Below are 12,727 nucleotides of genomic sequence, written 5' to 3'. Positions count from 1 at the left end.
GTCAGCCTGGGTAATTATTCATCACGTTATGTCAGTCAGGCGGCGTGAAGGGCGATGGGCTTCTACACTTTTTGTTTGCTAATCATCATGCTGCGAGAGGGACTATGCGCACGCTTATCCTGTTTTTGCTATTGCTTGCGCTGGGATGGGTCAGCTTACCCTGGCTTAAGCAGCATCTGCCGCCGCAGTTTAATCCCTTTACGCCACTCTCTGTTACCGATCCGCCGGGCTGGATGACGCAGATTAAGATGAAAAGGCTGGCCAGCGATCCCGACGCATGTCTGGCGGTGATGCGCCGCGCTCAACAGGCGGGCTGGGTCAGCTTCAGCGAGCGTCCGGACGTCACGGGTCACTGTCCGCTCAGTCATCCGCTGCGGGTTCAGAAATTTGGCCCGGTCAGCCTCAGCAGCAGCTTTCTGGCCAGCTGTCCTATGGCCGTCGCCAGCACCATGTATGCTCTGCGCAGTCGTGAACAGACCGCCAGAGAGATGCACAGTCCACTGGTACGAATTACCCATGTCGGCAGTTACGCCTGCCGTAATATTTATCATCGTGCTCAGGGGCGGCTCAGTGAACATGCCACCGCCGATGCCTGGGATGTGACAGGCTTTCAGCTGGCTGATGGCCAGCGGCTTGAGGTCAGTCGTCACTGGCAACAGCCGGAAGAAAAAGCGGCAATGCTTCATACGCTGTGGCGTGGCGGCTGTGAGGTATTCGGCAATGCGCTGGGGCCGGACTATAACGCCGCTCACGCCTCACATTTTCATCTGGGTATGCGAGGTGCAGGCTACTGCCGATAAATCATCAGACAGGATTAATACCGTGTTTGATTAAGAAATGTTCTTATGGTGCCAGTAAAACCCATCCAGTTATCATTGCTGAACCTGATCCCTTACTGAAATAGTCTGACAACAGGTCAGGATGCTCCTAAAAAAACCGATTTCAGGGCCATTTGTAAGAATAAAACGATGCCTGCGGGATAAAACCCTTGTGCAGATTCTCAGCGTCATTTGCTCAGCGCCTGTTGGCGGCATGATGAAATTATTTCATGATTGCGCTGGCAGAAATAAGGGAAAGTTATCGCATAAATAAAAAAGTGCGTGATTAAGAAAAGAACGGATTTTACCTGCAAATTTATTTTCAGATGATTTACTTGCGTGACTATCGGGAAAGTGATTTAACTGATTAAAATAGAGTCAGTGCTGAGCATTACGCCGTAAATAGTGATCTCCGCCACGTATTGCGGTCAGACAGCAGAGTAAGTAAAGGCGACTTTTACGGACGCGCTGTCCTGGATCAGGTATTTGCAGTCAGATAAGTCGATAAACCACAGCAGGATGTGAATCGACGGGCACAGAGCATGGTCGGGTAGAGGAGACCAGAAAAGGTTTATTAAACAGCACATCGTTACGCTTACAGGGCTGCCACTGAAAACCGGGACAGGTCTGTAACCTGCAAGCGCGTGGCGCGGGCAGCAAGCCGGTTAGCTGCCTCAGCAGACGCCACAGGGGCTGCGGGGACGTCTGACGAAGCCTGTCCTGATGGCTGCAATGAGAGAGCCGGTCTTATTTCCTGATAAAAAATATGTCAGAAATTTGCCACTGCCGCTTCGCTTATAATGGAGTAATTAACGCCTTGTTTACTCGTTATTTACCCAACAATCAGCATCGCGATTCAATATTTTCAGCAGACTTTTCAAGTCTGAGAAAAAATTGCACTGGAGGTCAGGGATTGAAATCCCATCAGAAAAATCTTATTCTTCTGGGGTGATTGAAATTGCTGTGATCGGCCTCACCTTGTAAAGGCAGGAACACTTTTTCACTCCGCTCCAACGGTGAAAGGTTAAATGCGTTGTAGATCGGGACAGGTTCGTCCTGCACGATAAATTAGTTTTCTTCTGCAAATTTATTTTATCCGATGAATCTGAATGAATATTACCGGAAGGGCGAGTGAAATTAACGCTGAGGCAATATGAGTACTGAAAATTATTTCGCCTGGCGAGCTGAGGCGAAAGAACAATTTCAGGCATTAACGGTTTCTTCTGAATTGAAGCCGTTATTGCAACAATTTATTGAATCATTAGGCTTCGATTATTTTGCCTTTTTGATTCAGCACCCGGTGCCTTTTACCCGACCGCGTATTCATTTACATAGCACCTATCCCAGATTATGGGTTAAACGCTATGAGAAGCAGAATTATTACGCTGTCGATCCGGTGCTCAGGTTGTGTCAGCGACCGGGCAGAGGCATGGCGTGGACGGAGGAACTGTTCGCTGACGCCGGCAATTTGTGGCGTGAGGCGAGAGAATATGGGCTGCAGAGCGGATTTTCTTGCTCTGCAATGGCACCAAATCGCGTCATTGGTATATTATCTATATCGTCGCAACAGCCCATTTCTGTCCAGCTCTGCCATGCTGAGCTGGAGGTGAAACTACACCTTTTAGCGGAACTAAGTCTGGATACGCTGGAACGCTTTAGCGATGATGCAATGATGGTACTAAAAAAAGAGTTTAGTCAGCGCGAGCTGGAAATTTTGAAATGGACAGCCGAAGGAAAAACGGCGGTCGAAATTTCACTTATTTTATCCATCTCTGAACATACCGTTAACTTTCACCAAAAAAATATGCAAAAGCGTTTCAATGTTTCCAATAAAACGCAGATTGCCTGCTATGCAGCGGCAATCGGACTGATCTGAACATTAAGCAACGGCTACATTTAGCTGTTCCTTTGCACAGGTCTGTTGTCTATTCTGCGCCGGGACTTTGCCAGCTGGCGCAAAGAAATCATTGCAAACATGGGGATGTCAGAGGCGCATGATGAAAATAGTGCAAACGCAATTAAAGGATATGCCATCCTCTTTGCTTGCCGAACTCGGCAGCTACCGATACAGCGTCTTTGCGCGCGGCGAAGGGTGGTCAATTCCGCCACGTCTGAGCACGCCAGGACAGGAATATGATCGCTACGATCGTTCAGATGTCACCTGGCTGATCGCATGGAATGCGCGGGAGGGCATCAGCGGCTGTGCGCGTCTGATGCCCTGGTTCGAACCTGAACTGAGTGAAGGCATCGTACTGCCTTTCAGCCATGAGAAAGTGTGGGAAATGTCGCGCTTCTCGGCACGGCTGGATGTGGACGCTGAACTGCCACTGAATATTCTCTGGCACGCCGTGCAGCTGGCAGAATTGAACAGTATGGAATACATCATCAGTTCGGCAACGCCGATGCTGGAGAAGATGTTTGAAGAGCATCAGGTGGTGTATGAGCCGCTGACGCCGGGACTTATTCTGTCAGAAGATAATCTGTTTGCGATCCGTATTCCGGTGGTTCAGCCAGCGCTGGCTGAAAAGTATCGGGGAACGCGGCGCTTTAGTCCGGAAGAGGTGCTGCCTACGCTGGGCGTTTCGGTTAACTGGCAGGCGCACAGCTAATTAATTTGCCCCCGCGGCTGTGGGGGCAAGCAAGCTTACTGACGGTAGGCTGTTTTGATCTGCTTAATGGTATTGCTGAATACTTCCGCCTGAGGCTTGTCGCCCAGCGTCTGTACATAGCGTTCCATGTTGATAATCACTTTGCCGGCATCAGCCTGGCCCATACCTTTCAGGATCAGGGTGATCATCATCTTCAGACCCGCGATTTCATCCGCTAATTTCCGGGCTTCCTGCGAAGTTGCAAAATCTTCATCGCTCATGCGTTTCTCCTTGGTGAATGACAATGTGTCGGCAATCTGTCCGAACAGCAGTGCGTGAGTATATCACAGGGTCAGTAAGTTGCTGGAGCAGCCGGTTCGCTTCGCTATAAACAGCTGGTTTGTCCAGTACAACTAATCAATCGCTGAAAGTAATTACAGGTGTTGCCGGGCCAGATATCACAAGGGCCTGCAGCGATAAGGCACAGCAAAGTCTGGTGTTAATACCATGAAATAGTAAGAGTTTAAGGATTATTCAGTACGCCTGTCGGTTGTAAGAAATCTCTGTTATTGCTGGCTGCACGGGGCTGGAAATCGTTATGCGAAGCGTCGACTGTTTTGCTTTGTTGATGTGCTTTTGAGGTAAAAGCGGGTATGATTATCGCCTGTATTCGTTAATTGATTCCTCTTTTTTTAGCCTCTGGAGTTTCCCCGTTGATCAGTGTGCTTCTTGTTGATGACCATGAACTTGTCCGTGCCGGAATCCGTCGCATCCTGGAGGATGTCAAAGGTCTGGCCGTGGTCGGAGAGGTCAACTGTGGCGAGGATGCCGCTAAGTGGTGCCGTGCCAATCAGGTTGATGTGATCCTCATGGATATGAACATGCCGGGCATCGGTGGACTGGAGGCGACGCGCAAAATCGTGCGTTACAATCCCGATATCAAAATCATCATGCTGACCATTCACACGGAAAATCCGCTGCCTGCGAAAGTGATGCAGGCGGGGGCTGCAGGCTACCTCAGTAAAGGGGCTGCGCCGCAGGAGGTGATCAATGCGATTCGCTCGGTCAATGCCGGACAGCGCTACATCGCTTCAGATATCGCTCAGCAGATGGCGCTGAGCCAGATTGAGCCACAAAAAGCGGAATCCCCCTTCAGCTGTTTGTCGGAAAGGGAATTGCAGATTATGCTGATGATCACCCGTGGACAAAAGGTGACGGAAATTTCCGAGCAGTTAAATCTCAGTCCTAAAACCGTTAACAGTTACCGCTACCGGATGTTCAGCAAGCTGAATATCAGTGGCGATGTAGAGTTAACGCATCTGGCCATTCGACATGGCCTCTATAATGCGGAGCCGTTAATCAGTAGTGAATGACGTTTTTGATTCCAAAGCCTTTCTGAGTACGGTAACCAGCAAGCCCGGTGTTTACCGCATGTATGACGCCTCAGGCACCGTCATCTATGTGGGCAAAGCCAAAGACCTGAAGAAGCGTTTGACCAGCTACTTCCGCACTCAGGTCGGCAGCCGCAAAACCGAAGCGCTGGTTAGTAATATCCAGCACATCGATGTCACCGTAACCCACACCGAAACCGAAGCGCTGCTGCTTGAGCATAACTACATCAAGCTCTACCAGCCGCGCTACAACGTGCTGCTGCGCGACGATAAATCTTACCCCTACATCTTTCTTAGCAGCGATACCCATCCGCGACTGGCGATGCACCGTGGTGCAAAGCATGCCAAAGGCGAATACTTTGGCCCGTTCCCCAACGGCTATGCGGTGCGTGAAACGCTGGGGCTGCTGCAAAAAGTTTTCCCTATCCGCCAGTGCGAAAACAGCGTCTACCGCAATCGCTCCCGGCCCTGTCTGCAATATCAGATTGGTCGCTGTCTGGGTCCCTGTGTCGCGGGACTGGTCAGTGAGGAGGAGTATGCACAGCAGACCGATTACGTGCGCCTGTTCCTGGCGGGGAAAGACGATCAGGTTCTCAACCAGCTGGTCAAACGGATGGAAGAGGCGAGCATCGGCCTGCGCTTTGAAGAGGCGGCACGCCTGCGCGATCAGATTCAGGCTGTGCGACGGATCACCGAAAAGCAGTTTGTCTCGAATCAGGGTGATGACCTTGATGTGATGGGTGTGGCTTATGAAGCGGGCATGGCCTGTCTCCACGTGCTGTTTATCCGTCAGGGCAAAGTGCTAGGCAGCCGCAGCTACTTCCCGAAAGTGCCCGTCGATACCGATCTGGCTGAGGTCGTTCAGACCTTTGTCGGGCAGTTCTACCTGCAGGGCAGCGAGGCACGTACGCTGCCTGGCGATATTTTGCTGGACTTCACCTTGCCAGAGCGTGAACTGCTGGCTGAGTCGCTCAGTGAACTGGCCGGACGTCGGGTGAGTATTCAGAGCAAGCCGCGCGGGGATCGCGCCCGTTATCTCAAACTGGCGCGCACCAACGCCGCGACGGCGTTAACCACGCGGCTGTCACAGCACTCCACAATTCATCAGCGGCTGATGGCGCTGGCGGAGTTTCTTGAGCTGGACAAAATTAAACGCATGGAGTGTTTCGATATCAGTCATACCATGGGTGAGCAGACCATCGCCTCCTGCGTAGTGTTCGACCAGAATGGTCCGCTGCGTGCCGATTATCGTCGCTACAACATCAGCGGCATTACGCCGGGTGATGACTATGCCGCCATGAATCAGGTGTTACGCCGCCGTTATGGTAAAGCCATTGAAGAAGATAAGATTCCGGATGTGATTCTGATCGATGGCGGTAAAGGCCAGCTGTCTCAGGCGAAGCAGGTCTTCGCGGAACTGGATGTGCCCTGGGACAAAAGCCGGCCGATTTTACTCGGCGTAGCGAAAGGCAGCGATCGTAAAGCCGGACTGGAAACGCTGTTCTTTGAAGCGGAAGGTGAGGGCGTTTCGCTGCCACCCGATGCACCAGCGCTGCATGTGATCCAGCATATTCGTGATGACGCTCACAATCATGCCATTTCAGGCCACCGTAAAAAACGGGCCAAAGTAAAGAACACCAGCGCACTGGAAAGCATCGAAGGGGTGGGGCCGAAACGGCGTCAGCAACTGCTTAAGTACATGGGTGGCCTGCAACCGCTGATGAACGCGTCGGTGGAGGAGATCGCCAATGTACCCGGTATCTCACATGCTCTGGCAGAAAAAATATACTACTCGTTGAAACACTAGCATTGAAACGGGGGGGGCAATGTAGGAACATAGGCTAAATTCTACCTATATCCAGACAGTTACCGGCATATGCAATTAAACATTCCGACGTGTCTCACCCTGTTTCGAGTCGTGCTCATCCCGTTCTTTGTGCTGGCTTTCTATCTGCCGTTCACCTGGGCGCCGCTGGCGACTGCACTGATTTTTGTTTTTGCTGCCATCACCGACTGGTTTGATGGCTTTCTGGCGCGCCGCTGGAAGCAGACAACACGCTTTGGTGCGTTTCTCGATCCGGTAGCGGATAAAGTGATGGTGGCCATTGCGCTGGTGCTGGTGGCGGAATATTTCCACGCCTGGTGGATTACGCTGCCCGCCGCCACCATGATTGCACGCGAGATCATTATCTCTGCACTGCGTGAATGGATGGCGGAGATTGGTAAACGCAGCAGCGTGTCGGTTTCCTGGATTGGTAAAGTGAAAACCACTGCCCAGATGTTCTCACTGTTTGCCTTGCTGTGGCGTCCTGATGCGACCGTCGTGGCGATTGGTGTGGTGGCGTTATACATTGCTGCCGTGCTGACTTTCTGGTCTATGTTCCAGTATTTAAGCGCCGCGCGCGGTGATCTGCTCGAACCGTGATCGATACGATTTAAAAAGCAGCAAACGGACGCGCTGTGAGGATAATTTTATTGACTCATTGCGTCATCTAAGTAGAATGCATCGCATCGAACGGCAGCCAGGCTGCCAGAAGATAAATAAAATCAGCAGGTTCGACGAAATTGCTGAATTGCGGGAATAGCTCAGTTGGTAGAGCACGACCTTGCCAAGGTCGGGGTCGCGAGTTCGAGTCTCGTTTCCCGCTCCAGATTCGCAGGTCAGGTTAACCTGACGGCACATCAGTTTAAGGCGCGTTGGCAGAGTGGCTATGCAGCGGATTGCAAATCCGTGTACCTCGGTTCGACTCCGGGACGCGCCTCCAGTTACACCCTGCCCGGGTGGTGAAATCGGTAGACACAAGGGATTTAAAATCCCTCGGCTGTAAGGCTGTGCGGGTTCAAGTCCCGCCCCGGGCACCATATTTCTGCCGAAGAAAATCTAATAAAATAAAATAAAAGCAATATGCAGTAATGTCGTAACCGCCCAAGGGCGGTTTTTTTGTGCCTGCTATCTGGTGGATACGGCGACTGCAACCTCTGTTTAGCGGTATAAGCCGGCATCAGCCCCGGGAGCTGAACACCAGCTCATCATCAGTGTCACTTACCAGCACCATCCGTTGCGCCTCACCACTGGAAGAGACAAAGGTCACTTCATGGCCGATGCTGATATCATCAAAGGCCTCAGTCGGCTGTGACTGCTTCCGGATCTCCAGTACCATGCGCGAGGGGTAGGGTTTATCATTAACCGTATCAATATGATAATTGGCGGTAAAATTCAGTTCGGGTTGATCAACCACGTAAAATTGTCCTGACGGCATAGTCTTGACCTCTGCAAAATGTTGGCCATAAGTCCCGGTCGGAACAGGCTGCCTGAAACTTAAGGTTAGCTGAATAATCAATGCCTACAGGCGGCGGCGCCTCTTTTTTGATTTCATACGACGGTTGCAAAAATACCTGCCGCTTGCGCTTGTCTGGTCAGAGAGTCGTACTACGCTTCTTGTTCACACAGCGCGGCTTTTCCAGGCACGCCATTCGGGCATGGTATAAAGGTATTACTGCAACTCTTAACGGGTTGACGATGCGGGTTCAACTCCTGCTGCCCGGTCCCTCTCCTGCATCTACGTTAACGCCAGCCTTATCCCTTTTGGGTTTCTGCCGATCCATCCCAATTACATCCGATTTCACTCATTTTTGCGGCCTGTGTCGAACTCTGTAACCTGTTGAAACGTTGTGGTTTACCGTATTGTGGTGGCTATTGTTTGCCGTCGCAGAGAATTAATGCCAATGATTACACCTTCCACACCTGACTTAACTGAACCGGCGGTCCCTCCGGTTATCGGTGTTGTCGCCAGCCAGTTGCTCAATCCGTATCAACAAAAAATGCTGGACGAAGTGATGCGCCAGCTTAACGCGCGCGGTGTTATCTCGGTGCTACTGAGTGCCGAAACCGACGTCACACTGACCGCACTCATCCGGCAGGCTACACCACTCGGGCTGCGTGGTTTGCTGTTACTCCCCGGTAACCGCGTTACTGATGCCTGCAATTTGCCAGTGCTTCAGATTGACGCTGAGCCTGAACTGCAGGCGGATGCACTGCGGGCGGGTGAGGTGACAGCGGAATTATTGCTTAAACAGGGGCATCAGCGGTTTGGCTTTATGCAGGCTCAGCCAGGCGAACTGGCGCAAAAACAGGGCTATCGCGCCGCCCTGCTGGCGGCGGGCACGGCGTTGAACGCCGAACTGACTGTGGGCAGTGATGATCGTGACTGCGCTTATCAGGCGATGATGTCTTACCTGAAAAAGACACGTGCTGCTGAGCGTATCCAGGCACTCTTCTGTGAAAGCGATCTGATGGCCTTTGGAGCAATGCAGGCGATTCGGGATTTTGGTCAGGGTATCCATCTGGCAGTGGCAGGTTTTGGCGATAGTGAAGAAGCCCGCAGCTCAACCTGGCATCTTACCAGCTGGTCACCTGACATCCGGCAGATCGCTGGCCGCGCGCTGGATCGCTGGCTGGGACAGCAGGCAGGCAACAGCAGTGCTGAAGAGCAGGAGCAATTACAGCGGCGTCACTCTCACGCAGGCAAAGTGCTGCCGGGTGAGATGTCAGCCTGCGGCTGCGCCTTCCGGCATTAACCAGCCCGCAACGCAGGCTGGCAGAATAATGTCAGGCCTGCGGTTGTCCTGCCGGGCCGCTGCCGCCGGGTGCGCCCACCGGCTGCTGCCCGCCAGGTGGTGGCGGTGGCGGGGCATCTCTGCCCGGTGGCGGCGGTGCACAGGCCGTAAGCGTGGCGAGGATAGCCAGTGTGGATAACAGATAAGCAGTACGTTTCATCGTAATTCCCCGATCAGGTAAGCGGAACGTTGAGTATAGAGAATTGCAACAAAACCGCCCGGACAGGACTAAATCATCAATACGCATGGCAAATTGTCGACGATTATTTGAGACGCCTCGCAACTCGTGCATGCTGGCAATGCGTTTCAGGCCGGAGCGCGCTAAGGTAGCGCTTCATTTAAGAGGAGTCGTTATGAATGGCATGATGAAGTTCGTCCGCGGGTGGCTGGTGTTCTCTATACTGTGGGGCGTATTCATGTGGTTTATGTCATGGCATCAGCAGGGCAAAGAGCCTGGTCTGGCGATTCTGACAAGTCTCTACGCCGGTTTAATCTACCAGGCGCTGATTACCATGGTTGGCCGCTACCGCGCGCGGCGGCAACAGGCTGAGTGAGTTCTGCTGCCGGAGAGGCAGCAGAACGGCGTTTTTAGCCGAAATTACCGGTCAGACGCTGATGGAAGTCCGTGCTGCGTGGATCCAGCCCCTCAATGGTCACCTCTGCACCATAACGCTGATAGCGATACTCAATGCCATCCAGCGCCGCGACGCTGGACGCATCCCAGATTTGCGCGTGCGTTAAATCGATAGTGACCTTTTTAGGGTCATGGGCATAATCGAAATGCTCAAACAGATCGTTGCTGCTGGCGAAAAACAGCGGGCCGCGCACCACATAGCGCACCGACTCGCCATCTTCGCTCAGCTGACGCTCCGCATGAATAACGTGCGCAATACGGCGGGCAAACAGCAGCATAGCCAGGATTACCCCAGCCAGAACGCCCAGTGCCAGATTACCTGTCCAGACAGTCACCGCTACCGTCAGCACCATAATCAGCGTCTCTGACCACGGCATACGTTTCAGGGTAGCGGGTTGCAGGCTATGCCAGTTAACGGTTTTCACGGCCACCACCATCATGATCCCGGCCAGTACCACCATCGGGATTTGCGCCATAATCCGGCTCAGTCCGGTCACCAGTAACAGCAGCACCAGACCGGCGGCCACGGTGGAAACCCGGCTGCGCGCCCGGCCCAGCTCAACATTGACGATGGTCTGACCTATCATCGCGCACCCGGCGATACCGCCATAAAAGCCCGCCAGAATATTCGCCACGCCCAGGCCCCAGGATTCGCGACGCTTACTGGAGGGGGTATCGGTCAGGTCATCGACCAGTTTGGCGGTCAGCAGCGACTCCATCAGCCCGACAAAGGCGATGCTCAGGGCCGTGGGCCAGATAATCTGCAGGGTCTGCAGGTTAAGTGGCACCAGCAGGCTGTTAAAACCGGGCAGACCGGGACTCATCGGCCCTTCATCGCCCACGTTCGGCATGCGATAGCCCATTAACAGCGCGACGGCAGTCACTACCACAATGGCAACCAGCGGTGAAGGAACACTTTTTATCAGACGCGGCAACAACAGCACGATAGCCAGTGTGACGGCAAAGAAGATCCACACCAGTGATGACTGTCCCCAGACGTGCGGCACCTGAGCAAAGAAAATCAGCACCCCGAGCGCATTCACAAATCCCAGCATCACCGAGCGGGGGATATACCGCATCATGCGCGCCAGGCCGGCCACACCAAACAGAATCTGAATGACGCCGCCCATCACCACCGCGGGCAGAATATATTCAACGCCATGCAGATGGACCATCGGCCCGATAACCAGCGCCACTGAACCCGCAGCCGCTGTTACCATCGCCGGACGTCCGCCCAGTATCGACAGGGTCAGGCAGAGCACCACCGAGGCGACGAGGCTGACTTTAGGGTCTACACCGGCAATAACGGAAAAGGAGATCACTTCAGGGATCAGCGCCAGCGCGGTAATCACCCCGGCCAGGCATTCGCGGGTCAGCAGCGCAGGCGAACGCAGAACGCGCCCTACACTGATATCGCCCGCCACAACGTCGGTTGCGGCAATATCATTGGTTTGAGTCATAAAAGATTGCAGGCTCTTTAGTTATTTTGCTCCCGCGCGAGGGGCGGGAAGATCAGGATAAACAGTGAGGGGCAGATAGTACCGGGCGACTGGCGAAGATACCAGAAAAAGGCGGATGACTCCTTCCGTGGAGTCGATGCTACAGTGAAAAATCGTCCGGGGTTTTATGGACCACCAGTTCAAGCAGCTGTCGGTAGATATCCAGTAATTCCCTGTCGCTTTCCAGCTCCAGCCGATGAATAAGCTTTGAGATAATCGCTTTATTGTTCACTGGCATGCCTGACTGCAAAATTTCTGCAACCAGGATACCCAGCATCTCCATCTCGCTGGCGGGTTTATTGGCGGCAGGATTAAAATAATCAGCAATTTCCTGATTGGTCCGGGGAAGAATATATTGCATGTGTAAGCCCTTCAGAACAGCCCGATTCCGGTTCGGATGTCAGGACAAAAGCGATCAAAAAAACCACCGCATGGACAGATGCGATGGTACCAGTGTCACAAATTGAACAGAAAAAATAACCTCTGAAGGTGGAAATCCACTGACACCTTCAGAGGCGACGCAAGTGCATCATTCGTTACAGAGTCGCATGACAACTTGTGGCAGTAAACTTATACAATGAAGCCCAATCTGTACAATCGGATTCTTTAACAAAGTGTGCTATTTGACACTTATCAGCAGCTTATAAGGACTATTCCGAAACGAAAGCTGTACAAGTAACCTGTACAAACGGCGGGGCCGAGGGGCGGGAGGGGAAAAACAGGAAGCCATGACCAGCTTCCCGCAAAAAGATTAGCTGAATAGCGCCAGTTTTGCCGTCAGCTTTCGCAGGGCTTTTTTATCGCCGACGATGGCGACGCCCAGCAGGCGCCACTGCTGACGCGGTTGCTGTCGCAGGACGGCGCTCAGCGCCTGATAATCGGTAGTGGTCTGGCCCTCTTCCGGAAACAGCACCAGATCGTATTCAGCCTGTTCGCACTGTTCCCGCAATGCACTGAGCTGCTCGTCAGTCGCGGCCAGCACCGGAATGCCGGTGGTGATCAAACCGGGAGAAGGGCGCCTCTCAGCATCCTCCAGGGTGTCGCCAACCAGCGCCGGATGTCGCTGTCCCAGGGTTAATGCCATCACGGCGGCAGCATTGGTGGCTTTGCCAGGCGGCAGAGCGGCATTGAGTATCATTACACAGCGTGGGTCTTGCATTGCGCTTCTCCTGACTAAAAA

Annotated in this window: 14 protein-coding genes and 4 tRNA genes; 12 read left to right on the top strand and 6 right to left on the bottom strand. The window is 53.0% G+C overall.

Annotated elements, in window-relative coordinates:
* Positions 1–104 precede the first annotated feature (104 nt).
* From HFD87_RS01020 to HFD87_RS01010, 3 genes are all read left to right on the top strand, one after another.
* Positions 105–800 (top strand): extensin family protein, encoded by a 696-nt coding sequence (locus HFD87_RS01020; RefSeq protein WP_010669801.1) that lies wholly within the window; start codon positions 105–107, stop codon positions 798–800.
* A 1,171-nt stretch (positions 801–1,971) separates the two neighbouring features.
* Positions 1,972–2,694 (top strand): transcriptional regulator SdiA, encoded by a 723-nt coding sequence (gene sdiA, locus HFD87_RS01015; RefSeq protein ID WP_158149419.1) that lies wholly within the window; start codon positions 1,972–1,974, stop codon positions 2,692–2,694.
* A 121-nt stretch (positions 2,695–2,815) separates the two neighbouring features.
* Positions 2,816–3,427 carry an acyl-homoserine-lactone synthase gene (locus HFD87_RS01010; protein ID WP_167422938.1) on the top strand — a complete coding sequence of 204 codons (612 nt, stop codon included), beginning with the start codon at positions 2,816–2,818 and terminating at the stop codon, positions 3,425–3,427.
* A 35-nt stretch (positions 3,428–3,462) separates the two neighbouring features.
* Here HFD87_RS01010 and HFD87_RS01005 read toward each other — a convergent pair whose 3' ends face one another.
* Positions 3,463–3,687, bottom strand: coding sequence for a DUF2594 family protein (locus HFD87_RS01005; RefSeq protein ID WP_003849983.1), 225 nt, complete (start codon positions 3,685–3,687; stop codon positions 3,463–3,465).
* A gap of 432 nt (positions 3,688–4,119) precedes the next feature.
* Between HFD87_RS01005 and uvrY the strand changes: the two genes are divergently transcribed.
* The 6 genes from uvrY to HFD87_RS00975 all read left to right on the top strand — a co-directional run bounded on the left by uvrY (position 4,120) and on the right by HFD87_RS00975 (position 7,659).
* Positions 4,120–4,779: a UvrY/SirA/GacA family response regulator transcription factor gene (uvrY, locus tag HFD87_RS01000; protein WP_010246608.1), complete on the top strand. Its 660-nt coding sequence runs from the start codon at positions 4,120–4,122 to the stop codon at positions 4,777–4,779.
* The gene (gene uvrC / locus HFD87_RS00995) at positions 4,772–6,604 is read left to right on the top strand and encodes an excinuclease ABC subunit UvrC (RefSeq protein WP_010669803.1); all 1,833 of its coding nucleotides are present in this window, start codon (positions 4,772–4,774) and stop codon (positions 6,602–6,604) included. Before uvrY ends, uvrC begins: the two co-directional genes overlap by 8 nt.
* Before the next feature lie 69 nt (positions 6,605–6,673).
* The gene (gene pgsA / locus HFD87_RS00990; protein ID WP_010246604.1) at positions 6,674–7,222 is read left to right on the top strand and encodes a CDP-diacylglycerol--glycerol-3-phosphate 3-phosphatidyltransferase; all 549 of its coding nucleotides are present in this window, start codon (positions 6,674–6,676) and stop codon (positions 7,220–7,222) included.
* A gap of 150 nt (positions 7,223–7,372) precedes the next feature.
* A tRNA-Gly gene (locus HFD87_RS00985) sits at positions 7,373–7,448 on the top strand.
* Between the two features lie 40 nt (positions 7,449–7,488).
* Positions 7,489–7,562: transfer RNA gene (locus tag HFD87_RS00980), tRNA-Cys, on the top strand.
* Between the two features lie 10 nt (positions 7,563–7,572).
* A tRNA-Leu gene (locus tag HFD87_RS00975) sits at positions 7,573–7,659 on the top strand.
* Positions 7,660–7,799: 140 nt separating this feature from the next.
* Here the strand turns inward: HFD87_RS00975 and HFD87_RS00970 are convergent.
* Positions 7,800–8,036: a hypothetical protein gene (locus HFD87_RS00970; RefSeq protein ID WP_010246484.1), complete on the bottom strand. Its 237-nt coding sequence runs from the start codon at positions 8,034–8,036 to the stop codon at positions 7,800–7,802.
* Between the two features lie 235 nt (positions 8,037–8,271).
* Here HFD87_RS00970 and HFD87_RS00965 point away from each other — a divergent pair.
* Together HFD87_RS00965 and HFD87_RS00960 are read left to right on the top strand one after the other, a co-directional pair.
* Positions 8,272–8,344 (top strand) — tRNA-OTHER (locus tag HFD87_RS00965).
* 179 nt (positions 8,345–8,523) lie between these two features.
* A complete protein-coding gene (locus HFD87_RS00960) occupies positions 8,524–9,375 on the top strand; it encodes a substrate-binding domain-containing protein (protein WP_022625902.1) in 852 nt (283 codons plus the stop codon).
* A gap of 31 nt (positions 9,376–9,406) precedes the next feature.
* Here HFD87_RS00960 and HFD87_RS00955 read toward each other — a convergent pair whose 3' ends face one another.
* Complete coding sequence (locus HFD87_RS00955) at positions 9,407–9,574, bottom strand: hypothetical protein (protein WP_010246480.1); 168 nt, start codon at positions 9,572–9,574, stop codon at positions 9,407–9,409.
* 193 nt (positions 9,575–9,767) lie between these two features.
* On the opposite strand from HFD87_RS00955, the gene HFD87_RS00950 reads away from it, so the two are divergent.
* Entirely contained in the window at positions 9,768–9,968 is a 201-nt protein-coding gene (locus HFD87_RS00950; protein WP_167422830.1) for a DUF6404 family protein, read from the top strand.
* Between the two features lie 34 nt (positions 9,969–10,002).
* Here the strand turns inward: HFD87_RS00950 and HFD87_RS00945 are convergent, their stop codons facing one another.
* From HFD87_RS00945 to HFD87_RS00935, 3 genes are all read right to left on the bottom strand, one after another.
* Positions 10,003–11,508, bottom strand: a complete 1,506-nt coding sequence (locus HFD87_RS00945; protein WP_022625901.1) for a SulP family inorganic anion transporter — start codon at positions 11,506–11,508, stop codon at positions 10,003–10,005.
* A 139-nt stretch (positions 11,509–11,647) separates the two neighbouring features.
* The gene (locus HFD87_RS00940) at positions 11,648–11,908 is read right to left on the bottom strand and encodes a biofilm/acid-resistance regulator YmgB/AriR (RefSeq protein ID WP_010246474.1); all 261 of its coding nucleotides are present in this window, start codon (positions 11,906–11,908) and stop codon (positions 11,648–11,650) included.
* Between the two features lie 390 nt (positions 11,909–12,298).
* Positions 12,299–12,706, bottom strand: coding sequence for a DUF2000 domain-containing protein (locus tag HFD87_RS00935; protein ID WP_010246471.1), 408 nt, complete (start codon positions 12,704–12,706; stop codon positions 12,299–12,301).
* Positions 12,707–12,727 lie beyond the last annotated feature (21 nt).

The organism is Pantoea sp. EKM21T (genome assembly GCF_011800405.1).
GTDB lineage: Bacteria > Pseudomonadota > Gammaproteobacteria > Enterobacterales > Enterobacteriaceae > Pantoea > Pantoea agglomerans.
The sequence above is the reverse complement of the archived record's forward strand: the minus strand, read 5'-3'. Positions and strand labels throughout refer to the sequence as shown.

Coding starts and splice junctions, on each gene's coding strand:
- HFD87_RS01020 (WP_010669801.1), top strand. CDS start 105: ATGCGCACGCTTATCCTGTTTTTGCTATTGCTTGCGCTGGGATGGGTC.
- sdiA (WP_158149419.1), top strand. CDS start 1,972: ATGAGTACTGAAAATTATTTCGCCTGGCGAGCTGAGGCGAAAGAACAA.
- HFD87_RS01010 (WP_167422938.1), top strand. CDS start 2,816: ATGAAAATAGTGCAAACGCAATTAAAGGATATGCCATCCTCTTTGCTT.
- HFD87_RS01005 (WP_003849983.1), bottom strand. CDS start 3,687: ATGAGCGATGAAGATTTTGCAACTTCGCAGGAAGCCCGGAAATTAGCG.
- pgsA (WP_010246604.1), top strand. CDS start 6,674: ATGCAATTAAACATTCCGACGTGTCTCACCCTGTTTCGAGTCGTGCTC.
- HFD87_RS00960 (WP_022625902.1), top strand. CDS start 8,524: ATGATTACACCTTCCACACCTGACTTAACTGAACCGGCGGTCCCTCCG.
- HFD87_RS00955 (WP_010246480.1), bottom strand. CDS start 9,574: ATGAAACGTACTGCTTATCTGTTATCCACACTGGCTATCCTCGCCACG.
- HFD87_RS00950 (WP_167422830.1), top strand. CDS start 9,768: ATGAATGGCATGATGAAGTTCGTCCGCGGGTGGCTGGTGTTCTCTATA.
- HFD87_RS00945 (WP_022625901.1), bottom strand. CDS start 11,508: ATGACTCAAACCAATGATATTGCCGCAACCGACGTTGTGGCGGGCGAT.
- HFD87_RS00940 (WP_010246474.1), bottom strand. CDS start 11,908: ATGCAATATATTCTTCCCCGGACCAATCAGGAAATTGCTGATTATTTT.
- HFD87_RS00935 (WP_010246471.1), bottom strand. CDS start 12,706: ATGCAAGACCCACGCTGTGTAATGATACTCAATGCCGCTCTGCCGCCT.